This is a genomic window from Roseomonas sp. CAU 1739, from assembly GCF_039839775.1.
In the GTDB taxonomy this organism is placed as follows: Bacteria; Pseudomonadota; Alphaproteobacteria; order Acetobacterales; family Acetobacteraceae; genus Neoroseomonas.
Genome location: NZ_JBDOQQ010000003.1, coordinates 1 through 22,155, shown reverse-complemented (window position 1 = coordinate 22,155; position 22,155 = coordinate 1). Strand labels below are relative to the sequence as shown.

The window sequence follows — 22,155 nt, the reverse complement described above, 5'->3', positions numbered from 1 at the left end:
AGCCGATGCGCGGGACGGATCGGCAGACGGGATCGATGTGCAGCTATGTGTGTCCGGAGGCGTTGGTGCCGGCGGATCACCCGCTACGAGAAATTCGGGTTCCCGTGAACGGCGCGCTGGAGCGGCTGTCGGGCGAATTCGACAGGATCTACGCGGCGAGCGGCCGGGACTCGATTGCGTCGCGCGCCATCTTGATATGCCGCAACACCGCGACCGATCTGGTGCCGGATTTCGGTTCGGTCTGGACCTGCCCGGCAAGGACAGCGCGTGCTGCGGCCTCGGCATCGAGTGTGTCGCTCCTGCCGTTGCGCCGCCGGGCGCCGCGATCGGTCCGATTGGCCTTGAGGACGCGATGCCAGGCCTCACGCAGGGCGCGGCCAAGGCCTGCACCATACGATCCGGTCCCCCCGATGCCGAATTTTGCCACCGTGCCGAAGGACAGCGCCCAGGAGCCGATGCGGCGATACCCGGCGCGGTTCAGGCCGTAGAGCTTTGGACGGCAGGCTCGTTCTGATAGCTTGAAGCTCTACGACGCATCGCCCTACCCGGAGAGTGTCTCCTGAGCATCCCAGTTACCCTGGCCCCCGGCGCGGCAGACACAGCGCCGCTTCGCGACCTGATCCTGCGCAAGCTGACCTACACCCTCGGTAAGCTGCCGGCGGAGGCCCGGGACCGCGACTGGTTCATGGCGACCGCGCTGGCCGTGCGTGACCGCATCGTCGACCGTTTCCTGGCAAGGATGCGCGATCCGGCCGGACCTGGCGGCAAGCAGGTCTACTACCTGTCCCTCGAATTCCTGATTGGCCGTTTGTTGCGGGAGAACATCACCAATCTCGGCCTGACCGAGGAATTGCGGGAGGCCTTGGCCGACCTCGGCATCACGCTCGACCAGGCAAGGCTCGCGGAACCGGATGCGGCACTCGGCAATGGCGGCCTCGGGCGGCTCGCAGCCTGCTTCCTCGAGAGCATGTCGAGCCTCGGCATCCCCGCCTTCGGCTACGGCATCCGCTACGATCACGGCCTGTTCCGCCAGATCCTGCGCGAGGGCTGGCAGCAGGAATACCCCGAGGATTGGCTGAGCTTCGGCAACCCGTGGGAATTCGCCCGCCCCGAGATCCGCCACCGCATCGGATTCGGCGGCGAGGTGTCGGTCGAACAGGGCGCCGATGGCACCGAACGCCATCGCTGGCACCCTGGCGAATGGGTGGACGCCGTCGCCTACGACACGCCGGTGGTCGGCTGGCGCGGCCGCCAGGTGAACACATTGCGGCTGTGGCGCGCGCGCGCGCCCGATCCGTTGCGCCTCGACGCCTTCAACCGCGGCGACCATGTCGGCGCCCTGCATGAACAGGTGCGCGCCGAGGCAATCTCGAAGGTGCTCTACCCCTCCGACGACAGCCCGGCGGGGCAGGAACTCCGCCTTCGGCAGGAATACTTCTTCACCTCCGCCGCGCTGCAGGACCTGCTGCGCCGCCATCTGCGGGCGGAGGCTGGGCTCTCGACGCTGCCCGATCGCGTCTCCATCCAGTTGAACGACACGCACCCGGCCATCGCGGTCGCCGAGATGATGCGCCTGCTGGTCGACGACCACGACATCGCCTGGGAGGAGGCGTGGCGCATCACCCGTGGCACCACCTCCTACACCAACCACACCCTGCTTCCGGAGGCGTTGGAATCCTGGCCGGTGCCGCTGATGGAGCGGCTGCTGCCGCGGCACATGCAGATCATCTACCGTATCAATGCCGAGCACCTGGACACAGTGCGCGCGGCGCACCCCGGTGACGACCGGCTGCTCGCCGCCGTCTCGCTGACCGATGAGCACCATGGAAGGCGGGTCCGCATGGGGCATCTCGCCTTCATCGGTTCGCATCACGTCAACGGTGTCTCGGCACTCCATACAGGCCTGATGCGCCAGACCGTCTTCCGGGACCTGCATGCGCTGCATCCAGGCCGCATCGTCAACAAGACCAACGGCATTTCCTTCCGTCGCTGGCTGATGCAATGCAATCCCGGCCTGACCGCGCTGCTGGTCGAAGCGCTCGGCCCACGCATTCTCGATGCGCCGGAAGCGCTGTCCGAGCTGCGCGCCTTGTCGGAGGACGCCGCCTTCCGCGGCCGCTTCGCCGCGGTCAAGCGCGCCAACAAGGAAGCCCTGGCTATCCAGATCCAGGAGCAGGCGGGCGTGCGCGTGGACCCGGCAGCACTGTTCGACGTGCAGATCAAGCGTATCCACGAATACAAGCGCCAGCTGCTGAACGTGCTGCAGACCGTCGCACTCTACGAAGCAATGCGGGCGCAGCCGATGCGCGACTGGACGCCGCGGGTGAAGATCTTCGCCGGCAAGGCCGCGCCCGGGTATCATCGCGCCAAGCTGATCATCAAGCTCGCCTGCGACGTGGCGCGTGTCGTCAACCGCGACCCCGCCGTGCGCGGCCTGCTTAAGGTCGTCTTCCTGCCGAACTACAACGTCTCTGCGGCGGAAGCGATCGTGCCGGCCGCCGACCTGTCCGAACAGATCTCGACCGCCGGCATGGAGGCCTCCGGCACAGGCAACATGAAGCTTTCGCTGAACGGCGCGCTGACGATCGGCACGCTGGACGGCGCAACGGTGGAGATGGCCGATCACATCGGCAAGGACCACATGTTCCTGTTCGGCCTGTCGGCGGACCAGGTCGAGGAGAAGCGCGCGGGGGGCTGGCGCGGGGAACAGGCCATCGCCGCCTCGCCCAACCTGGCTGAGGTGCTTGACGCCATCGGCGGCGGTGTGTTCTCGCCGGACGATCAAGGACGCTACCGCGAGATCATCGATCCCCTGCGCGCGGAGGACTGGTTCATGGTCGCCGCCGATTTCGACGCCTATGTCGCCGCGCAGCACGGCGCCGCCGGGCTCTACCGCGACCCTGAGGCATGGCGGCGGACGGCAGTGCTGAACACGGCGGGCATGGGCTGGTTCTCCTCGGACCGCGCCATCGCGGAATATGCCGCGGAGATCTGGCGCATCGCACCCGCACCATGACCGGCTGGCGCGCCGCGGCGACGGAGATCGCCGAGCTTCTCGCAGCGCGCCACCCTGATCCCTTTGCCCTGCTCGGCCCGCACGCGGTGCCGGGCGGCATGGTGGTGCGGGCCTTCGTGCCTGGCGCCGAGACGCTGGAAGCGCTGTTTGTCGGCGCGTCTCCAATGGCACTCGAACGGCGCGATCCGGACGGCTTCTTCGAAGGCCTCGTCGCCGGCGCCATACCGCCGCTCGCCTATCGGCTGCGTGCGGCGCGGGGCGACGACCGCTGGGAGTTCCTCGATCCCTTCGCCTTCGGCCCGACGCTCGGCCCGCTCGACGACCACCTGCTGGTCGAGGGCACGCATGCCCGGCTCTTCGACCGGCTCGGCGCGCATCCCTGCACACATGTTGGCGCGGCCGGCGTGCGCTTCGCCGTCTGGGCGCCGGAAGCGCGGCGCGCTTCGGTGGTTGGCGACTTCAATGCCTGGGACGGGCGTCGCCACCCCATGCGCAAGCGCGTCGATTCCGGCCTGTGGGAGATCTTCCTCCCCGGCGTGGCGGAGGGCGCGCGCTACAAATATGAGATCCTCGGCCGCGACGGCGAACTCTGCCCGCTCAAGGCCGATCCGTTCGGTTTCGCGGCCGAGTTGCGGCCGGCCAGCGCCTCGGTCGTCGCCCGCACCGACCATTTCGCCTGGACCGATTCCGCCTGGATGGCACAGCGCGCGACACGCGACGCGACCCGGGCGCCCATGGCGATCTACGAGGTCCATGCCGGATCCTGGCGGCGCCATCCGGACGGGCGTTACTATACCTGGGACGAATTGGCGGATGCGCTGATCCCCTACGTCGCCGATCTCGGCTTCACCCATGTCGAGTTCATGCCGGTCAGCGAGCATCCACTCGATGCGTCATGGGGCTACCAGCCGCTTGGCCTCTATGCCGTGACGGCGCGGCACGGACCGCCGGAAGGCTTCGCGCGCCTGATCGACCGCGCGCATGCGGCGGGCATCGGCGTCATCCTCGACTGGGTGCCGGCGCATTTCCCGGTGGATGCGCAGGGGCTCGCGCGTTTCGACGGTGGGCCGCTCTATGAACATCCCGACCCGCGGCGCGGCTTCCTGCCCGGCTGGGGCACCGCGGTCTTCGACTTCGGCCGCAAGGAGGTAGCGGCCTTCCTTGCCGCCAATGCGCTGTTCTGGCTCGGCCGCTATCACGCGGATGGGCTGCGGGTGGATGCCGTCTCCTCCATGCTTTACCTGGACTACGACCGGCCGGCCGATGGCTGGGCGCCGAATGAGGATGGCAGCAACGTCAACCGCGATGCGGTCGCCTTCCTCCAGCACGTCAACACCTTGATCGCGCAGCAGGTTCCCGGGGCCTTCACCGCAGCGGAGGAAGCCTCCGCCTGGGCCGGCGTGACCGCCGCGGCCGAGGATGGCGGACTCGGCTTCCGCTTCAAGTGGAACATGGGCTGGATGAACGACACGCTGCGCTACGTGGCGAAGGAGCCCGTGCACAGGCGCTGGCACCACAGGCTCGTCACCTTCGGCCTGATGTACGCCTGGAACGAGGCCTTCATCCTGCCGTTGAGCCACGATGAGGTCGTGCACGGCAAGGGCACGCTGCTTGGCCGCCTGCCGGGCGATGAATGGCAGCGCTTCGCCGGCCTGCGCTGCTACTACGCCTTCATGTGGGGCCATCCCGGCAAGAAGCTGCTGTTCATGGGCCAGGAATTCGGCCCCTGGCGCGAATGGTCGGAGACGCGGGAATGCGACTGGTGGCTGCTGCAGCACGCGCCGCATCGCGGGTTGCAGGATCTGGTGCGCGCGCTGAACCGCCTGCATCGCGACCATCCGGCGCTGCACGCGCGGGACTGCGAACCCGAAGGCTTCCAGTGGATCGAGGCCGACGACGCGGCCCATTCGGTGTTTTCCTGGTTGCGCTTCGATGGCGAAGGCGGCAGCCCGGTCGCCGTCATCTGCAACTTCACGCCTGTGCCGCGTCCCGGCTATCGCGTCGGATTGCCGGCGGCGGGCGCCTGGCGCGTGCTGCTGAACACGGACGAGGCGCGCTTCGGCGGCAGCGGCCAGCCTGTGGTGGTGGAGGCGACAGCCATCCCCTGGCAGGGGCAGCCCGCCTCGGCCGTGGTGGACCTGCCGCCGCTGGCGGCTCTCTACCTGGAGCCGGTCGTCGCGCCCGTTGCGGACAAGGGCATGGACATGGTGACGTGAGACAGGGCGGACAGCGCCATCGTCGAATGGGAGGACACCATGGGTGAGCAACGCCCGAGCATCGGCCCGCCCTATGCGCGCAGCGCCCTGGCCTATGTGCTGGCCGGCGGTCGTGGCTCGCGCCTAATGGAACTGACGGACCGTCGCGCCAAGCCCGCCGTGTTCTTCGGCGGCAAGTCGCGCATCATCGATTTCGCCCTGTCCAACGCGATCAATTCCGGCATCCGGCGCATCGCGGTCGCGACGCAATACAAGGCGCACAGCCTGATCCGCCACCTTCAGCGCGGTTGGAACTTCCTCCGCCCCGAACGCAACGAGACCTTCGACATCCTGCCAGCGAGCCAGCGGGTGAACGATCGTTCCTGGTATCTCGGCACGGCCGATGCGGTGTTCCAGAACCTCGACATCATCGAGGACTACGCGCCGCGCTTCATGGTCATCCTCGCCGGCGACCACATCTACAAGATGGATTACGAGCAGATGCTCGCGCAGCATGTCGAGACGCGCGCCGACGTCACGGTGGGCTGCATCTCGGTGCCGCGCGCGGAGGCCTCGGGATTCGGCGTCATGCATGTGGATGAGGCAGACCGCATCACCGCCTTCGTCGAGAAGCCTTCGGACCCGCCGGCCATTCCCGGCCAACCCGACCTGTCCCTCGCCTCCATGGGCATCTACGTCTTTGACACGCGCTTGCTCGCGGCCGAACTGCGCCGCGATGCGGAAGACCCGAATTCCAGCCATGATTTCGGCAAGGACCTGATCCCCAGCATCGTCGCCAATGGCCTCGCCTATGCGCATCGCTTCGAGCGATCCTGCGTCCGCTCGGGTGCCGAGGCCATGCCGTATTGGCGCGACGTCGGCACGGTCGATGCCTATTGGCAGGCCAATGTCGACCTCACCGAGATCGTCCCGGACCTCGATCTCTATGATCGCGCCTGGCCGATCTGGACCCATGCCGAAGTGACGCCGCCCGCCAAGTTCGTCCATGACGAGGACGGACGGCGCGGCGAGGCGATCTCCTCCCTCGTCTCCGGTGGCTGCATCGTCTCCGGCGGACGGGCGCGGCGCTCGCTGCTGTCCACCGGCACCCGCCTGCACTCCTACGCCGTGCTGGATGGCGCGGTTGTGCTGCCCAATGTCGATGTCGGGCGTGGCGCGCGATTGACCAATGTGGTGGTGGATCGCGGCGTGCGGATCCCGCCGGGCCTTGTCGTCGGGGAGGACCCGGTCGCCGACGCTGCCCGCTTCCGCCGCACGGAGAATGGCATATGCCTGATTACCCAGCCGATGATCGAACGGCTGGGCTGACCATGACGCTGCCTGTCCTCGCCGTCGCCTCGGAGGTCTATCCGCTGGTCAAGACCGGCGGGCTTGCCGACGCCGTCGGCGCGCTGCCGGCGGCACTGGCGCCGCAGGGGATCGCGATCCAGACGCTGATCCCCGGCTACCGACAGGTGCTGGGTGCGCTGGGCGCAGCATCCGTCGCCGTGGCGCTGCCGGACCTGTTCGGCGGCGCTGCACGGGTGCTCAGGGCGCAGCATGCCGGGCTCGACCTGCTGGTGCTTGATGCGCCGCATCTCTTTGACCGGCCGGGTGGCCCCTATATCGGGCCGGAGGGCGGGGAATGGGGCGACAACGCGCTGCGCTTCGCCGCACTTGGCCGCGTCGCGGCGACGCTGACGGCGGAAGGCGGCTTCGCCGCCGTGCATGCCCATGACTGGCAGACGGGCCTGGTGCCGGCCTATCTGCGCTTCGCGCCGCGACGCCTGCCCTGCCTGTTCACCATCCACAACATGGCGTTCCAGGGGAAGTTCCCGGCCTCGATCTTTCCCACACTCGGCCTGCCGCCCGCAGCCTTCGCCCGGGACGGGCTGGAATACTACGGCGGCGTCGGCTTCCTGAAGGCGGGGCTGTGGTTTGCGGATGCGATCAACACCGTCTCCCCCTCCTATGCCGAGGAGATACTGACGCCGGAGGGCGGGATGGGCCTCGATGGCCTGCTGCGCGGCCGCTCGGGCGATCTGCACGGCATCCTCAACGGGCTCGATGTCACGGATTGGGATCCGGCGACTGACCCGCACCTCGCCGCGCGCTTTTCTGTGGCAGACGCATCGCCGCGCGCGGCCAACAAGGCGGCGTTGCAGGCGCGGCTCGGCCTGCCGGTCGAACCCGATGCGCCGCTTTTCGCCTTTGTCGGGCGGCTGGCCTGGCAGAAGGGCGCGGACCTATTGCTCGCCGCTGCGCCGCAGGTGCTGGGCCAGGGCGCGCAGCTGGCGCTGGTCGGCTCCGGCGAAGACGCTGTCGAAAACGCCTGCCGCGGTTTCGCCGCGGCCCATCCCGGCCGCGCCGGCGTCTTCATCGGCTTCGACGAGGGGCTTGCACGCCTGCTGTATGGCGGGGCGGATGCGCTGGTCGTGCCGTCGCGCTTCGAACCATGCGGCCTGGCGCAGCTAGCGGCACTCCGCTATGGCGCGCCGCCGATCGTTGCGCGCACCGGCGGGCTGGCGGACACCGTCATCGACGCCAACCCGATGGCGCTGGCCGCCGGCTGCGCCACCGGCGTGCAAGTCGCGCCGGGGCGCGCCGATGCGCTGGCCGCCGGTCTGCGCCGCGCGCTGGACCTGTTCCGCGATGCGCCGACGTGGCGCGCGATGCAGGCGCGGGCGATGGCGACCGACGTGTCCTGGGGGCCGTCGGCGGCGCGCTACGCCGCATTGCTGAAGGGCCTCGCCGCACGACATGGATGAAGGCGCGCCGGAGCCGCTCGGCGTCCATCTGACCGCGCGGGGCGCGACCATCGCCATTCCCGCGCCGGGCGCGACGGCGCTCGATTTCTGCCTGTTCGACGCGGCCGGCGAGCGCGAGGTCGCGCGCTACCGCCTGCCGGGTCGCACCGGCGATGTCTTCCATGGTGTCCTGCCCGGCCTCGCCATTGGCGCGCGCTATGGGCTGCGCGCGCATGGTCCGTTCGCGCCTGAGGCCGGGCAGCGCTTCAACCCGGCGAAGCTGCTGCTCGACCCCTGGGCTCGCGCGCTTGATCGCGCCTTCGTCCTGCACCCCGCGCTGTTCGATAGTGGCATCGCGCCCGACCCGGCCGATAGCGCGGCCTTCATGCCGAAGGCCGTAGTGGTCGCGCCACTGCCTGAGGCGCCGCCGCCGCGCGTGGAGGGGCCGCGCGTCATCTACGAACTGCATGTGCGCGGCTTCACGCGCCGGCATCCTGCAATCCCGGCCGCGATCCGCGGCACCTTCGCCGCCCTTGGCCACCCCGCCGCCATCGCGCATCTCACCGGCCTCGGCGTGACGCATGTGGAGATCATGCCCGCCGCGGCGTGGGTCGATGAGCGGCAGCTTCCGCCGCTCGGGCTGTCGAACTACTGGGGATACAATCCGGTTGCATGGCTGGCGCCCAATCCGCGCCTCGCGCCCGGCGGCATGGCAGAAGTGCGCGCGGCGGTCGCCGCCCTCGCCGAAGCCGGGATCGGCGTCATTCTCGACGTGGTGCTGAACCATTCAGGGGAAGGAGACGCGTTCGGCCCGACGCTGTCGCTGCGCGGCCTTGGCGATGCCGCCTGGTATCGCACCCTGCACGGCGTGCCGGGGCGCTATGCGAACGAAACCGGCTGCGGCAACAGCCTTGCGCTAGACCGCCCCTGGCCGCTGCGCCTGGCGATGGACGCGCTGCGCCATTGGGTTGGGCAGGCCGGGCTGGCGGGGGTTCGGCTCGACCTTGCCACCACGCTCGGCCGCCGTATGACGGGCTTCGACCCGGACGCGCCGCTGTTGCAGGCAATGCGACAAGATCCCCTGCTCGGCAACCGCTGGATCATCGCCGAGCCTTGGGACATCGGCCATCACGGTCATCGCCTGGGTGACTTCCCGCCGGGCTGGGGCGAATGGAACGACCGCTTCCGCGACGGTGTGCGGCGCTTCTGGCGCGGCGATGCCGGCAGCATCGGAGACTTCGCGACGCGGCTCGCCGGATCGCGCGATGTGTTCGGGCCTCGCCCGGCGACGGACAGCATCAACTTCGTCACTGCGCATGACGGCTTCACGCTGGCCGATTTGGTCAGCCACGCGCGCAAGCACAATGACGCGAATGGCGAGGAGGAGCGCGACGGATCGGGCGAGAACCTATCGTGGAACCACGGTGTGGAGGGCGCCACCGAGGACGCAGCGATCCTCGCGCGTCGCCGCGCCGATGTGCGGGCGCTGCTCGCGACGCTGCTTGCCGCACGCGGGACGCCAATGCTGGCCATGGGCGACGAGGCGGGGCGCAGCCAGGCCGGCAACAACAACGCTTGGTGCCAGGACACCGTGCTGTCCTGGTTCGACTGGGACGGCGCGGATGCCACGCTGATGGCCTTCACCGCACGACTGGTCGCTGCGCGCCACGCGCATCCCGCCCTGTCCGCCGCCGCCACGCTGACCGGCGCGCCGGACGCGACGGGGGAAGCCGACGTGCGCTGGCTGCGCCTCGACGGCGCGCCGATGGGCGATGGCGACTGGGCCGATCCGGGCGCGCGCAGCCTCGCCATGCTGCTGCACAGCGCCGGTGACCGTGTGCTGGTCGTGGTGCATGGTGGCGTGGAACCCGCGCGCATTGACCTGCCCGCGCCTCGTCTGGGCTTCACCTGGCACCTGCTGGCGGATAGCGGCGATCCGCGGCGCGAGGGGCCAGCCGGCGCGACGTTGGCCGTTCCGCCGCGTTCGGTGCTGTGGCTGGCCGAGGCAACACGCGCAGCGCGTCCACCCGCAGCGCCAGATCCTGCGCTGCTCGCGGCGCTGGCGGCGGAGGCCGGCATCGCCCGCGACTGGCACGATATCGCCGGTACGCGGCACATCGTGCCGGAGGGCACGCTGCGCAGCGTGCTCGGCGCGCTGGGACTGCCCGCGGAGACTGCGGCGCAGGCGCGCGACAGTCTCGCGCGCCGTCGCGCTGCGCATCGGAACAGCGCGCCGCCGGCGGGTCTGTGCCACCCGCCGCCTGAAGGCCGCCGCTTCGGCGTCGCTGCACAAATCTTCGCGCTGCGACACGGGCGGGATCAGGGTATCGGCGACTACACGGCGGTGGCCCAGCTGGCCGCGACGGCCGCAGCACGTGGCGCGGCCCTGGTCGGGCTCAGCCCGCCCCACGCGCTGATGCCGGTGGAGCGCGACCGCGCCAGCCCCTATCAGCCCTCTGACCGGCGTTTCCTGGAGCCGGCGCTGCTCGACGTAACGGCGCTGCCCGTGATTGGCGACGCCGCGCCGGTGCGCGCCGCACTCGCGCGCGCCGAGCCCATCTTCGTAGCGCTGCGCGAGGGCGCGCTGGTGGATTACCCGGCCGTCTGGGCCGCCAAGCGGCCGGTGCTGGAAGCCGCTGCCCGCGCGCTGCCGGGGGACCATGCGGGTCTCGCAGCGTTCCGCGCCGCGGGCGGCGAGGCGCTTGAGGGTTTCTGCGCCTTTGCCGCGCTGTCCGAGCGCTTGGGGCCACGCGCGGCGGGGCGCTGGCCGGCGGGGCATGCACATCCGCGGGATGCTGCCATGGCCGTCTTCCGCAGCGACCATGCGGAGGCCATCCGTTTCCACGCCATCCTGCAATGGCTCTGCGACCGGCAATTCGCCGCGGCTGCCGCGGCCGGGCCGGGGCTGTACCGGGACCTTGCCGTCGGCGCGGCGCCGGATGGGGCGGAAGTCTGGTCGCAGCCAGGCGCCTTCCTGGCTGGTTTCTCGATCGGCGCGCCGCCCGACCCTTTCGCCGCGGAGGGGCAGGTCTGGGGGTTGCCGGTGCCGCATCCGCATCTCTCCGAGGCGACAGGCCATGCCGGCTTCGCGGCGCTGCTCGCCGCCAATATGCGGCATGCGCGCGCGCTGCGCCTCGACCATGCGATGGGGCTGGAGCGTCTGTTCGTCGTACCGGAGGGCGCGAAGGCGTCGGAGGGTTGCTACCTCGGCTTCGACGGGGGGGGGATGCTCGCGGTGCTGGCCCAGAGCAGCCGCGCGGCGGGCTGCACCGTGGTGGCTGAGGCGCTCGGCACCGTGCCGGACGGATTCCCCGATCGCCTCGCGGCAGCACGCGTACTCGCCTATCGCGTGCTGTGGTTCGAGCGGGAGGGCGATGGCTTCCGCCCGCCCGCGACCTGGCCCGACCTCGCCGCCGCCTGTGTCTCGACCCATGACGTCGCTCCGCTGGCCGGTTGGTGGGAGGGGACGGATATCAAAGAGCGTGGGGCGCTCGGGCTGCTGTCGCCTGACCAGGTGGCGGTGGCTCAGGCAGCGCGGGCCAGGGAGCGGGCTGCGCTCACCGCCGCCTGCGGCATCGAGGACGGCACTTTCGGGGCGGCGACCGCGGCGGCGGTGCATCGCTTTGTCGCCAATGCACCCTGCGCGCTGATGCTGGCGCAGGCCGACGACCTGGCAGGCGAACGGATGGGCGTGAACCTTCCGGGCACCGATCGTGAGCGACCGAACTGGCGGCACCGTCTGCCCTTCGCATCGGAGCGGCTGCTTGATGGCGATGTGGCGACGGCTGTGCTCGGCACGTTTACGACACGCGGTGCCGTGACGCATATCGAGCGACCGGGTGATTGATCGAGCGGCCTGGGGCATCGCGCTGGCGCATATCCATGCAGATCGAGGCGACGCAGACGTGCCGATGGTGATGGGCGCTGTGGCACCAACGCCGCGCGGCGCGGTGCCGTGTGGCCTGGGGCATCACCGCTGTCGCAACCTTTCGCAGCCGGCGTCCTGTGTTGTGCGCTCATGCGATATGATCGTGCGGCTCGGACCATCGGCTTCGGCATTCGCGCTCGATCGCTTGGCACGCATGTTGCTCAATCGACGCATGTTGCTCAGTCAATGAAGTCGAATGTGAGGGAGAGCGACCCAATGCGCAGGCGACCGTTTGGTCGATCGTCTTCCTGCTTGCTGCTGCCGACCGGTTCACGCAGCATCATGCGGAGCCTCGGGGTAACCTGGGAGGAACGCATGATCGGATGCGGCATGGGGCGATCGATGCGGAGCGAGCGGGATGATTCCGAACGCGCTGGAAGCAGCCTTGGTCTCCAACTCGGCCGGCAGGAAAGGCACGTCGGCATGGGCCGGCCCTCTGCGCTCGCGGCGATGCGTCTGAGGCTTCTCCTCGCGGGCCTTGCCCTGGCCGGTGTCGCAGGAGGCGCACCTGGTCTCGCGGCAGCGCAGGAATTGCGCGTCGTATCCGAGCTCGCGCCCAACAGCATGGATCCGCACTGGCACAATTTCGGCGGCAACAAATCCTTCGCACCGCACATCTTTGAACCATTGGTCATTCTCGACGACCGGCAGCGCCCGGCCCCTGCCCTCGCGACGGCATGGCGCGCGACCGAGCCCCGGACATGGACCTTCCAACTGCGCGACGGCGTCCGCTTTCACGACGGCACACCGCTTACGGCAGACGATGTCGCCTTCACGCTGCGCCGCGCCGCCGACGTGCCCGGCAGCCCTTCAAGCTTCGCCGTCTTCCTCCGGCCGATCAGCGCGGTCGAGGTGCCGGACCCCGGCACTGTCGTCATCCGGACGGCCGAACCGTTTCCGTTGCTGCCGATCTATCTCAGCCAAGTTCCCATCGTGTCGCGGCACAGCGGCGAAGGCGCGACGACCGCCGACTACAATGACGGCCGTGCCGTCAACGGCACCGGGCCGTACCGCCTAGTCCAATGGTCGCGCGGGGATCGCGTGGCGATGGCGCGCAATGAGGACTACTGGGGCGGTCCGGGACCATGGCCGCGCGTCGTGCTGCGCAGCGTCGCGCAGCCATCGTCGCGGGTCGCGTCGCTGCTGTCCGGTGACGCGGACCTGATCGATGCCGTGCCGCCGCAGGACCTGCCGCGATTGCGGAGTGATGCGCGGCTCGTCGTCTCGACCAGCGTTTCTCCGGCCGTGGCAGGCTTCCATCTTGATGTGGTCGAGCGCGTACCACCGGGCATCCGCGGTCCGGATGGCCAGCCGCTGGCGCGCAATCCGCTGGCCGACCTGCGCGTCCGCCAGGCGCTGTCCATCGCCATCCAGCGCGATGCCATCGTGGAGCGCGTCATGGGCGGGCAGGCCCGCGTCGCCAACCAGTTCATGGCGGCCGGCGACTACGGCTATGCGATCGGGCTGCCGCCGATCCCGTTCGATCCGGCCCGCGCGCGGGCCCTTCTGGCGGAAGCCGGTTATCCCCAGGGCTTCCAGATGGTGATCCACTGCCAGAACAACCGCTTCGTCAATGACGAGCAAATCTGCCAGGCGGTCGCCCAGATGCTCAGCCGTGTCGGCGTCCGCACCACGGTGGAGGCGATGCCGCACGCCATGCATGTCACACGCAGCCGCAACCGGGAATTCAGCTTCTGGACCGGCCTGTGGGGCGTGGAGACCGGCGAGCCGACGGCGCCGCTGGTGACGCTGGTTGCCGCGGTGGACGATGCCCGGGGCCGGGGCCAGTTCAACCGCGGTCGCTACAGCAATGCCGCCTTCGATGCCCTGCTCGACCAGGCACTCGGCACCATGGATGACGGGCCACGCGAGCGGTTGCTGGCCCAGGCAACGGAGATCGCATTCGCGGATGTCGCGCTGATCCCGCTGCATCACCAGTTGAACATCTGGGCGCATCGGCGGGGCATCACCCATGACGCGCGGATCGACGGATATACCCGCGCCATGAGCGTGCAGCCCGCCCCGTAGCAGCCTTGCAGCGCGTGGTGCGCCTATCTAGGCTGCCCCGTATGCGGCAGCGCTGCGCGGCCGTGGCCTGAAAACCGGAGTTTCAGATGCGTCCAACCCATCGCCGCTCCGTTCTCGCCCTTGGCGCGGGTGCTCTTGCCGGTAGCCTCGCGCAGACGGCTTCCGCCCGCCCGCTCGACCAGGTGCTGTCCAGCCGGCGGCTGCGCGCGGGGATCAACCCGACCCTGCCGCCCTTCGGCACCTTCAACGATCGCAACCAGATCGATGGCTTCGACGCCGACATCGCGCGCGAGATCGCGAAGCGGATGAACATCGAGCTTGAGATCGTGCAGGTCGGCAGTCCCGATCGCATCCCCTTCCTGCAGGCGGACCGCATCGACATCGTGCTCGGCGCCATCACCCGCACCGTCGAGCGTGCGCTGGTGATCGACTACACCCAGCCGCTGCACACGCAATCCGTCGTGGTGCTGACGAAGGAAAGCGGGACGGCCAAGCCGATCGCGCGGCTGGCGGATCTGAACGATCCGGCGGTCCGGCTCGTTCAGGTGCGTGGCACCGTCGGTATTCCCTGGATCCAGGCCAATGCGCCGCGGGCCCAGGTGACGCTGCTCGACAACTACCCCGACACCTTCCGCGCCCTGTCCCAGGGACGTGCCGATGCGATGGTCGATGTATACGAGAGCGTAGTGATCCCGATGCGCAACTTCCAGGGTACGCCGTGGAAGATCCTGGACGAGGTGATCGCCTCCACCTGGGTCGGCATCGGTGTGCAGAAAGGCAATTACGGCCTGCGCGACGCGCTGAACGTCATCCTGTTCGAGATGCACCGCGCCGGCTTCGTGAACACGACCTGGGAGAAGTGGTTCGGGTCGCCCATGCGCACGCCGATCCCGTTCAACCCGATGTTCTGAACCACCGTGACGCTGCAATACGGGCAGGTCCTGCACTACCTGCCCGGCTTCCTGATCGGCGCCGGCATGGCGCTGTGGATCGCGCTGGTGGCCTTCGCCGGCGGGCTGCTGATCGGTCTGGCGGGGGCGGCGGTGCTGACGCAGGGGCCGCGCTGGGCGCGCATCCCGGTCATCGCCTATGTGCGCTTCTTCACCTACACGCCGCAGCTCGTGCAGATCTTCTTCCTGTTCTTCGCGCTGCCAGAATTCGGCGTGCTGCTCTCCCCGGTCGCGGCGGTGCTGATCGGCATGACGCTGAACGCCGGCGCCTATCTGACGGAGATCGAGCGCGCGGGCTTCGCCTCCGTCCCGCAGGCGGAACTGGACGCAGCGGAGACGCTCGGCTTCTCCCGCGTGCAGACGGTCTGGTACGTCATCGCGCCGCATGTCGTGCGCACGCTGTATCCTGCGCTGTCCAACCACTACATCATCATGACGCTCGGCACCTCGATGGCCGCGATCTTCGGTGTCGAGGAACTGACCGGGCGCGCGCTGAACGCCAACGCCATTTCCTTCCGCGCGGTCGAGATCTTCTCGATCACGGCGGTGATCTACATCCTACTGACCATCGTGGCGTCCATCCTGCTCTGGGCGCTCGGGCGATGGCTGTTTCGCGTCAAGGCACGGGTGTTCTAGCCGATGTCCGCCTGGCAGATTCTGGCCAATGAGGCGCCGCGCTTCTTCACCTGGTGGAACATCGCCTTCCTGGCCCAGGCGGTATTGAACACGCTGATCGCCTCGGTGGTCGGCTGCGCGATCGGCTATGCACTTGGCTTCCTGCTTGCCGTATTGCGCCTGCCGCAGGTGATGCGATTCGGCACGGTGCGCGCAGCCGCGATCCTGTGGGTCGAAGCCTTCCGTCGCATTCCCTTCCTCGTGCTGCTGCTGCTGGTGTTCTTCCTGAGCCAGGCGCTGCGGCTGGAAGTGCCGCTCTGGGCCATCGCCGTCGCCGCCGTCGCCATCCGCATGAGCGCACTGGCCGCCGAGAATGTCCGCGCCGGGTTCGAGAGCGTCCGCCCGCAGCAATGGGAAGCCGCCCTGACCATGAACTTCGCGCCGCTGTCGGCCCTGCGGCGGGTGGTCCTGCCGCAGTCCTGGCGCGTGATACTCCCGCCTTCGATCGTGCATGTGCTGAGCATGGTGAAGGAGACGTCGCTGGTCTCGCAGATCGGCTTCATCGAGATCACCTTCGCCGCCAAGATGCTGACACAGCGCGGGTTCAGCGCGATCCTGACCTACGGCACGGCCCTCGTCCTGTATTTCTGCGTGTCCTGGGCGCTGGCTTCGATGGCGCGGGCGGCGGAACGACGGTTGGTGACGCGCCCGGTCGCTACAATCCCGATGCCTTGAGTGCCGCGCGCAGTGCGGCGGCATCCGCCGCGTCCACCGGCGGCTGCGGCAGGCGTACGGTGGCGTCGGGAATGATGCCGATCTCCCGCAGGCACCATTTCAGCCGCGCGGTGGCGCGGCCGCCGGGTGGCGCGCCGTAGATCGCCTCGGCCAGGGGTTCGAGCTTTTCGTGCAAGGCACGCGCGGCGGGCAGGTCGCCGGCGCGCACGGCGGCGTCGAGTGCCGCGATCTCATCAGGCATCAGGTCGGCCAGCGACACCAGGCTGCCATCGCTGCCGTGCACCATGCAGGCCAGCAGATGCTCGTCCCCGCTGGCGCAGACCGCGACATCGGGGCGCAGCGCCTTCACCTGGCGGCGCAGCGCGTCATACCCATCGACTTCCCAACCACCCTCCTTGATGCCCACCACCTCGGGGATCGTCAGGAGTTCCGCCACGGTCTCCGGCGTGAAGCCCATGCGTCCGGCCGCGTGGTGCGCCTGGAACAGGAACAGCGGCGTGCCCGGAACGGCGGCGGCGATGGCGCGATGGTGCAGCATCGCCATCGCCGTGGTGTGCGCCAGCGCGAAGGCATTGGGCAGGAACACCATGATAGCGTCGGCACCGGCGGCAAGCGCCTCCATGGCTTCCTCGGCGGCTTCCAGGCTCGATTCCGCATTGACCCCGGCGACGACCAGGCGAGACGCATCGACCGTCGCGCGCGTCACCTCGACCGCCCGCCGCTTCTCGGCACGGGAGATGACGTAGTTCTCGCCCGCATGCCCGTTGATCAGCACGCCACGGATGCCCGGCCGCATGACGCAATGGGCGGTGTGCACCGCATAGGCGTCCCAGTCCGGCGCGTAGTCGCGGCCCATCGGCAGGACCGTGCTGGGGTAGATGCCGTGGAAACGCGTGTCGGTCATGCGGCATTCCTCTGCGCGGCCAGCAGGCGGTCGATGGGGAACAAGGGTAGGTCGGGATCCTGCCCCAATATCGCCTGGGCGAGGATCTTCCCCATATACGGCCCGCTCGTGTAGCCGGAATGCACGCTGCCGATGGTCCAGGCATCATCCACGCCGGGGATCGCGCCGATGGCCGGCAGCGCATCCGCCGTCTCCGCTTCCAGCCCGAGCCAGGAGCGGACGATGCGTGCCTCGCGCAGCGCCGGCACCGTGTGCGCCGCCAGCCGCACATTGCCGAGGAAGTTCTCCGGCTTGACGGCGATACCGCCGCGCACGCGGTCGCCGATGCCTTGCCAGCCACCACCGATCAGCACGGTTCCATTGGCATATTGCTTGAGGCTGAGCAGGCCCGAAGCGACGCCGAGCACGGTGCGCATCACCGGCTTCATGCGTTCGGTGACGACGAGCTGGTTGATCAGCACCTTGATCGGCAGCGTGATACCGAGCCAGCCGACCATGTCCTCCAGCCACACGCCGCCCGCCAGCACAAGGCGCCGCGCCGTGACCGGGCCGGCGCTGGTCTCCAGCACGAAGTGGCCACTGATGCCGCGGACGGGCGTATTCTCCAGCAGGGCCACGCCCGCCTCCAGCAGCGCCGGGCGGAAGGCACGGCCGGTCAGATACGCCGAGGCAAAGCCATCGATCGGGCAATGCCCCGCCAGCAACACGCCATCGGCGAGGCCGGGTTCGATCGCCTGCGCCTGGCGCCCCGTGATCAGTTCGATCGGTGCGCCGGCGGCGCGACGGATGCGTGCGCGTTCCTCCAGCATCTGCGCCTCGCCTTCGGTGAAGGCGACGGACAGGCCCGGACAGGCGGTGGCGATCACGCTGCCGCCCGGGCACCACTCCGGCATGCGCATCCACATCTCATGGGCCCGCAGCGCATAGGGGATTAGTGCGGCACGCGTCATCTGCATGGTGAGCGTACCGGCATTCACCCCCGACGCCTCGCGGCAGATCTCGCCACGATCCAGCAGCACCACGCGCATGCCGCCCTTGGCGAGGAACAGCGCCGTCGCGCATCCCATCACGCCGGCACCGACCACGGCGCAATCGAAGGGCGCTGTCATATCGGCGCGGCCGCCGGCACGGGAATGTCCGCATAGTCGAACGCACCAAGGATCGCTTCCATCGGCACCGGGCGCAGGGGAACACGGCCCGTGGCGAAGCCGACTTCCGCCACCCCTATGCCACGGCGTGCCGCGAGGATCGCGGCGGCGGCCTCTCCGCACATCCGGCCCTGGCACGGGCCCATGCCGCAGCGGGTGAAGTGCTTCAACTGGTTGATCGTCGCTGACCCGGCAGCAGCCGCATCCTCGATCGCGGCGCGGGTCACGCCTTCGCAGCGGCAGACGATGGTATCAGCCGGCATGACGTCGATCAGCGCCGGGCGCAGCGCCATCATGCGTGCCATGGCGCCACCTGCGCGACCGGCACGCGCCAGCGCGGCAGCCTCGGACGCTTGCCGCGCGGCGTGGTCGCCGCCCATCTTGAGATCCCCCAGTGCGGACAGCGCGGCGATGCGCCCCGTGCCCGGCGCCGCCGCTGCGCCGCGCACGCCGCCACCGTCGCCGGCCACATACAGGAAGGGGATGCTGGTCCTCTGCCCCGCATCCAGAACCGGAACCCATCCGCCCATCTCGGGCCGATGCGCGTGTGTGGCACGAAAGCTGCGCGTCGCCTCGGTCGCCGGCACAAGCCCGTGGCCGACACAGAGAGCATCCGTGTCGATCGCACGCTCCGAGCCGCCACTCGCAATCCGCACGCGCGCCACCTGGTCCTCGCCTTCGGCGGCCACGATGCGCGATGCGGAGAACACCGGCACGCCTGACGCCACCAGCCTGGCACGCCACGCCATGCCGCGCGCCAGCAGATCGGGCCGCGCGGACAGGGCGGGCAAGCTGCGCAGCCATTCGCCCGTTGTCGCGGCATCGACCACCGCCGCCAGGCGCCCACCGCCCGCAAGAATCTTCGCGGCCACGGCGTAAAGCAACGGCCCGGCACCGGCGACGACCACGCGCCGGCCCGGCAGCACGCCCTGCGCCTTCAGCAGGATCGTCGCGGCCGCGAGGCCGATGACGCCAGGCAGCGTCCAGCCCGGAAATGGGATGATGCGTTCATGCGTGCCACAGCACAGGATCAGGGCGCGTGCCGTCACTGTGAAGGGTGTGCCATCCGGGCTGAGTGCGGAGAGCGTGAAGGGCGCCGGGGATTCGCCTTGCGGCACCAATGGACCGCCCCCGAGGCCCCAGACGCGACAGCCGCTGCGAACCTCTGCTCCGCTCGCCGACAAGGCAACCCGCAGCGCATCGCCGGCGCGCCTGTCGGCATCGGGCTTCGCAGCAAACCCGACGGGCAATGCGCGATAGACCTGCCCCCCCGGCACTGGCGCTTCCTCCAGCAGCACGGCACGCGCCCCGCCGCGGGCCACTTCCGTCGTCGCCGCCATGCCGGCCGGGCCGCCGCCGAGGACCGCGACATCGTGCATCATTCCGGCGTCACCACCTGGCCCATGGCGACCGGCGTCAGGCAGGCCTGCACCAACCGGCCATCCACGCGCAGCAGGCATTGCTGGCAGACGCCCATCATGCAGAAGGCGGTATGCGGACGAGCGGGGTCCTCGCCTTCGCCGAAGCGCCAGAGCCCTGCGGCAATGAGCGCGGCGGCGAGGCTCTCACCGGGATGCGCGGCCAGGTCTCGGCCGTTCACCGTGATGGTCACCGGCGCGGGCCGCGCCATGCCGACGATGCGAAGGTCCATGCCGGGAGGATAGGCAACGGCCGCGGCCGTGCAACTCCCATACGGGCTTGACGGGACTGTGCTTCGGCCACGAGCATGGACGAACCGACAACCGGGGCATCACGTTTGGCATTCCTGTCCATTGCGGGGCTGACGGTTAGCTACGGCGGCAAGGCCGACGTGCTGCGCGACGTCTCGCTGGAGGTCGGTCGCGGCGAGGTGGTCGGGCTGATAGGCCCGTCCGGCTCCGGCAAATCCACCATCCTGCGCACGCTTGTCGGCTTGCTGAAGCCGAAGGCCGGCAAGGTCAGCGTGGATGGCACGACGGTGGACTACGGCAGCCGTGGCAGCCTGCGCATCGCGCGCGACCGCTTCGCCATCGTGTTCCAGCAATACAACCTGTTCCAGAACATGACCGCGCTGCGCAACGTCGCCATCGCGCCGACCCTGGTGAAGAAGCGCGCCAAGGGGGAGGTCGAGGCCGAGGCGCGCGCCCTGCTCGCGCGGGTCGGCTTGGCCGAGAAGGTCAATGCCTACCCGGACGAGCTGTCGGGCGGCCAACAGCAGCGCGTCGCCATCGCGCGGGCGCTGGCGCTGAAACCCGACATCCTGCTGCTGGATGAGGTGACGGCCGCGCTGGACCCGGAATTGGTCGGCGAGGTGCTGGACACCATCCGGACGCTGCAGCGCGACGGCATGACCATGCTGATCGTCAGCCATGAGATGGGCTTCATCCGGGAGGTGGCCAGCAAGGTCGCCTTCCTGGACCAGGGGTCGGTGGTCGAGGTCGCCCCCCCCGACGAGGTCTTTGACCGGCCGCAAAGCCCACGCCTCAAGGAGTTCACGTCGCGGATCCTGCGCCACTGACGGCGCGGTCTTCAGGAGATGGACGACCGAGGATGACAGACCGCCGGGTCCTCGTCGCTGGTGGCGCCGCTCCCTCCTGACTCCGAAGGAGGCTTCGGCCCGCCCGCTGGAGGACGTGTTGCGCGCCGGGGAGCATCGCTCGGCGTCAATCCGATGCTGCCGTCCCGGGCGCGGTTCAACGACCGCAACGTGATCGACGGCTTCGAGCCGGAGGTCGCGGTGGCGATCGCAGCCAGGATGGGCGTGCGCCTGGAGCTGCAGGCGGTGGGATCGCCGGAGCGTATCCCGATGGTCGCCTCTGGCCGCATCGACTTCGTCATTGGGCGCGATGAGCCGCACCAGTGAGCGCGCCAAGGTCATCGACTACATGGTGCCGGTGCGTTCCGAGAATTACGGCATCCTCGCCCCTGCCGGGCGCGGGCTGAACACGGTCGAAGCCCTGAAATAGCCTGAAGTGCCTCTGGCGGCGGTGCGCGGCATCACGGCCATTCGCCATATCCGGCGCACCATCCCGCGCGCGCAGGTGCTGCTTCTAGACAACGACCCTGACCGCGATCGCGCAGGGCCGAGCGTAAGCCTCCTTCGATGGCGTGGCCTCGGTGCGTTTCTCGCTGAGTCCCTTCAATCAGATTCAATGGAAGATGATGGCGGTGCCCGAGTTCGGCGTCACCCATTCGGGCCTCGGCGTCGCCAAAAACAACCATTCCCTGCGGCTCTGACTGAACGTGGCGCCGTATGACCTGCACGCCAATTTGCACCGCCGCGCCAGGTCGGTCAGCCGGACGCTTTGATCCAGATCAAATGGCATTGACGTTCTGCCGGCTGATCGGCATCGTGTATTCATGTTGGATACTATGTATTCTCCTAAAATACCCTAATCCCCCGTACGCCCGCTCGCGTCGGCGATGAAGGCGCTTGCCCTCCTCGACCACCTGTCCACGCTACGTGACAGCGTCCGGCCGGCCGAACTGGCCCGTGACCTCAAAGAGGGCCGCGCGACGGTCTATCAACGCCTTATCACCCTGGTTGAAGCCGGTTGGGTCGAAGCGCTTCCCGACGGTCGCTACCGGCTGACCCTGCACGCCACACGCATCGCCAAGGCAGCAGCCGAACAGGCCGGCATCGGCGATCGCGCCATGCGCGTCCTCGAAGCCTTGGTGGGCGAGACGCAGATGTCCGCTTCGCTCGCTGTGCTGGAAGGCATCGGGCCCTGCATCGTTCAGCGCGTCGAACCGGAATGTGGATAGGCGTGGAACAAGGACCCCGCTGTGGAGTGCGCCCCTTGGGGTGGACAGATTGAGCGATTGAAATTGACGGGCCTTGCTGGGCTTCCGAAGGATGGAAGCTATGACGAAGCATCGATCACACAGCGCCGCGTTCAAGCGGCAGGTA

At 69.1% G+C, this 22,155-nt stretch carries 16 protein-coding genes; 12 read left to right on the top strand and 4 right to left on the bottom strand.

Going from position 1 to position 22,155, the window contains the following annotated elements:
• The first annotated feature begins 559 nt into the window (after positions 1–559).
• From AAFN86_RS06330 to AAFN86_RS06290, 9 genes are all read left to right on the top strand, one after another.
• Entirely contained in the window at positions 560–3,016 is a 2,457-nt protein-coding gene (locus tag AAFN86_RS06330) for a glycogen/starch/alpha-glucan phosphorylase (RefSeq protein WP_408906591.1), read from the top strand.
• On the top strand, positions 3,013–5,232 hold the full coding sequence (glgB, locus tag AAFN86_RS06325) for a 1,4-alpha-glucan branching protein GlgB (RefSeq protein ID WP_347542417.1): 2,220 nt from the start codon (positions 3,013–3,015) through the stop codon (positions 5,230–5,232). Before AAFN86_RS06330 ends, glgB begins: the two co-directional genes overlap by 4 nt.
• A 39-nt stretch (positions 5,233–5,271) precedes the next feature.
• Positions 5,272–6,540, top strand: coding sequence for a glucose-1-phosphate adenylyltransferase (glgC, locus tag AAFN86_RS06320; protein ID WP_347542416.1), 1,269 nt, complete (start codon positions 5,272–5,274; stop codon positions 6,538–6,540).
• Positions 6,541–6,548: 8 nt separating this feature from the next.
• Positions 6,549–7,979 (top strand): glycogen synthase GlgA, encoded by a 1,431-nt coding sequence (glgA, locus tag AAFN86_RS06315; protein WP_347542856.1) that lies wholly within the window; start codon positions 6,549–6,551, stop codon positions 7,977–7,979.
• The gene (glgX, locus tag AAFN86_RS06310; protein ID WP_347542415.1) at positions 7,972–11,805 is read left to right on the top strand and encodes a glycogen debranching protein GlgX; all 3,834 of its coding nucleotides are present in this window, start codon (positions 7,972–7,974) and stop codon (positions 11,803–11,805) included. The genes glgA and glgX overlap by 8 nt, the downstream gene beginning before the upstream one ends.
• A gap of 504 nt (positions 11,806–12,309) precedes the next feature.
• Positions 12,310–13,914 (top strand): ABC transporter substrate-binding protein, encoded by a 1,605-nt coding sequence (locus tag AAFN86_RS06305; protein WP_347542414.1) that lies wholly within the window; start codon positions 12,310–12,312, stop codon positions 13,912–13,914.
• 86 nt (positions 13,915–14,000) lie between these two features.
• Complete coding sequence (locus tag AAFN86_RS06300) at positions 14,001–14,825, top strand: transporter substrate-binding domain-containing protein (RefSeq protein WP_347542413.1); 825 nt, start codon at positions 14,001–14,003, stop codon at positions 14,823–14,825.
• Positions 14,826–14,831: 6 nt separating this feature from the next.
• Positions 14,832–15,500, top strand: a complete 669-nt coding sequence (locus tag AAFN86_RS06295) for an amino acid ABC transporter permease (protein ID WP_347542412.1) — start codon at positions 14,832–14,834, stop codon at positions 15,498–15,500.
• A 3-nt stretch (positions 15,501–15,503) separates the two neighbouring features.
• On the top strand, positions 15,504–16,214 hold the full coding sequence (locus tag AAFN86_RS06290; RefSeq protein WP_347542411.1) for an ABC transporter permease subunit: 711 nt from the start codon (positions 15,504–15,506) through the stop codon (positions 16,212–16,214).
• On the opposite strand, the gene AAFN86_RS06285 is transcribed toward AAFN86_RS06290, so the two are convergent.
• Genes AAFN86_RS06285 through AAFN86_RS06270 form a run of 4 tightly spaced genes read right to left on the bottom strand, consistent with a single transcriptional unit; the run spans position 16,195 to position 19,917 of the window.
• Positions 16,195–17,118: a dihydrodipicolinate synthase family protein gene (locus tag AAFN86_RS06285; RefSeq protein ID WP_347542410.1), complete on the bottom strand. Its 924-nt coding sequence runs from the start codon at positions 17,116–17,118 to the stop codon at positions 16,195–16,197. The two genes, AAFN86_RS06290 and AAFN86_RS06285, sit on opposite strands and share 20 nt — an antisense overlap.
• Positions 17,115–18,227 (bottom strand): FAD-binding oxidoreductase, encoded by a 1,113-nt coding sequence (locus AAFN86_RS06280; protein WP_347542409.1) that lies wholly within the window; start codon positions 18,225–18,227, stop codon positions 17,115–17,117. The genes AAFN86_RS06285 and AAFN86_RS06280 overlap by 4 nt, the downstream gene beginning before the upstream one ends.
• Positions 18,224–19,648 carry an FAD-dependent oxidoreductase gene (locus AAFN86_RS06275; protein ID WP_347542408.1) on the bottom strand — a complete coding sequence of 475 codons (1,425 nt, stop codon included), beginning with the start codon at positions 19,646–19,648 and terminating at the stop codon, positions 18,224–18,226. The genes AAFN86_RS06280 and AAFN86_RS06275 overlap by 4 nt, the downstream gene beginning before the upstream one ends.
• Positions 19,645–19,917: a 2Fe-2S iron-sulfur cluster-binding protein gene (locus tag AAFN86_RS06270; RefSeq protein WP_347542407.1), complete on the bottom strand. Its 273-nt coding sequence runs from the start codon at positions 19,915–19,917 to the stop codon at positions 19,645–19,647. The genes AAFN86_RS06275 and AAFN86_RS06270 overlap by 4 nt, the downstream gene beginning before the upstream one ends.
• Before the next feature lie 75 nt (positions 19,918–19,992).
• Between AAFN86_RS06270 and AAFN86_RS06265 the strand changes: the two genes are divergently transcribed.
• From AAFN86_RS06265 to AAFN86_RS06255, 3 genes are all read left to right on the top strand, one after another.
• Entirely contained in the window at positions 19,993–20,763 is a 771-nt protein-coding gene (locus AAFN86_RS06265; RefSeq protein WP_347542406.1) for an amino acid ABC transporter ATP-binding protein, read from the top strand.
• Positions 20,764–20,916: 153 nt separating this feature from the next.
• Positions 20,917–21,108: a transporter substrate-binding domain-containing protein gene (locus AAFN86_RS06260; protein WP_347542405.1), complete on the top strand. Its 192-nt coding sequence runs from the start codon at positions 20,917–20,919 to the stop codon at positions 21,106–21,108.
• A 560-nt stretch (positions 21,109–21,668) separates the two neighbouring features.
• Positions 21,669–22,010: a helix-turn-helix domain-containing protein gene (locus AAFN86_RS06255; protein WP_347542404.1), complete on the top strand. Its 342-nt coding sequence runs from the start codon at positions 21,669–21,671 to the stop codon at positions 22,008–22,010.
• The last annotated feature ends 145 nt before the right edge of the window (positions 22,011–22,155 follow it).

Bases quoted from the DNA above. Each gene is read 5' to 3' on its own strand.
- AAFN86_RS06255 (WP_347542404.1), top strand. From the start codon at position 21,669: ATGAAGGCGCTTGCCCTCCTCGACCACCTGTCCACGCTACGTGACAGC.
- AAFN86_RS06290 (WP_347542411.1), top strand. From the start codon at position 15,504: ATGTCCGCCTGGCAGATTCTGGCCAATGAGGCGCCGCGCTTCTTCACC.
- glgX (WP_347542415.1), top strand. From the start codon at position 7,972: ATGGATGAAGGCGCGCCGGAGCCGCTCGGCGTCCATCTGACCGCGCGG.
- AAFN86_RS06285 (WP_347542410.1), bottom strand. From the start codon at position 17,118: ATGACCGACACGCGTTTCCACGGCATCTACCCCAGCACGGTCCTGCCG.
- AAFN86_RS06280 (WP_347542409.1), bottom strand. From the start codon at position 18,227: ATGACAGCGCCCTTCGATTGCGCCGTGGTCGGTGCCGGCGTGATGGGA.
- glgB (WP_347542417.1), top strand. From the start codon at position 3,013: ATGACCGGCTGGCGCGCCGCGGCGACGGAGATCGCCGAGCTTCTCGCA.
- AAFN86_RS06275 (WP_347542408.1), bottom strand. From the start codon at position 19,648: ATGATGCACGATGTCGCGGTCCTCGGCGGCGGCCCGGCCGGCATGGCG.
- AAFN86_RS06305 (WP_347542414.1), top strand. From the start codon at position 12,310: ATGGGCCGGCCCTCTGCGCTCGCGGCGATGCGTCTGAGGCTTCTCCTC.
- AAFN86_RS06260 (WP_347542405.1), top strand. From the start codon at position 20,917: ATGCTGCCGTCCCGGGCGCGGTTCAACGACCGCAACGTGATCGACGGC.
- AAFN86_RS06265 (WP_347542406.1), top strand. From the start codon at position 19,993: ATGGACGAACCGACAACCGGGGCATCACGTTTGGCATTCCTGTCCATT.
- AAFN86_RS06300 (WP_347542413.1), top strand. From the start codon at position 14,001: ATGCGTCCAACCCATCGCCGCTCCGTTCTCGCCCTTGGCGCGGGTGCT.
- glgC (WP_347542416.1), top strand. From the start codon at position 5,272: ATGGGTGAGCAACGCCCGAGCATCGGCCCGCCCTATGCGCGCAGCGCC.
- AAFN86_RS06270 (WP_347542407.1), bottom strand. From the start codon at position 19,917: ATGGACCTTCGCATCGTCGGCATGGCGCGGCCCGCGCCGGTGACCATC.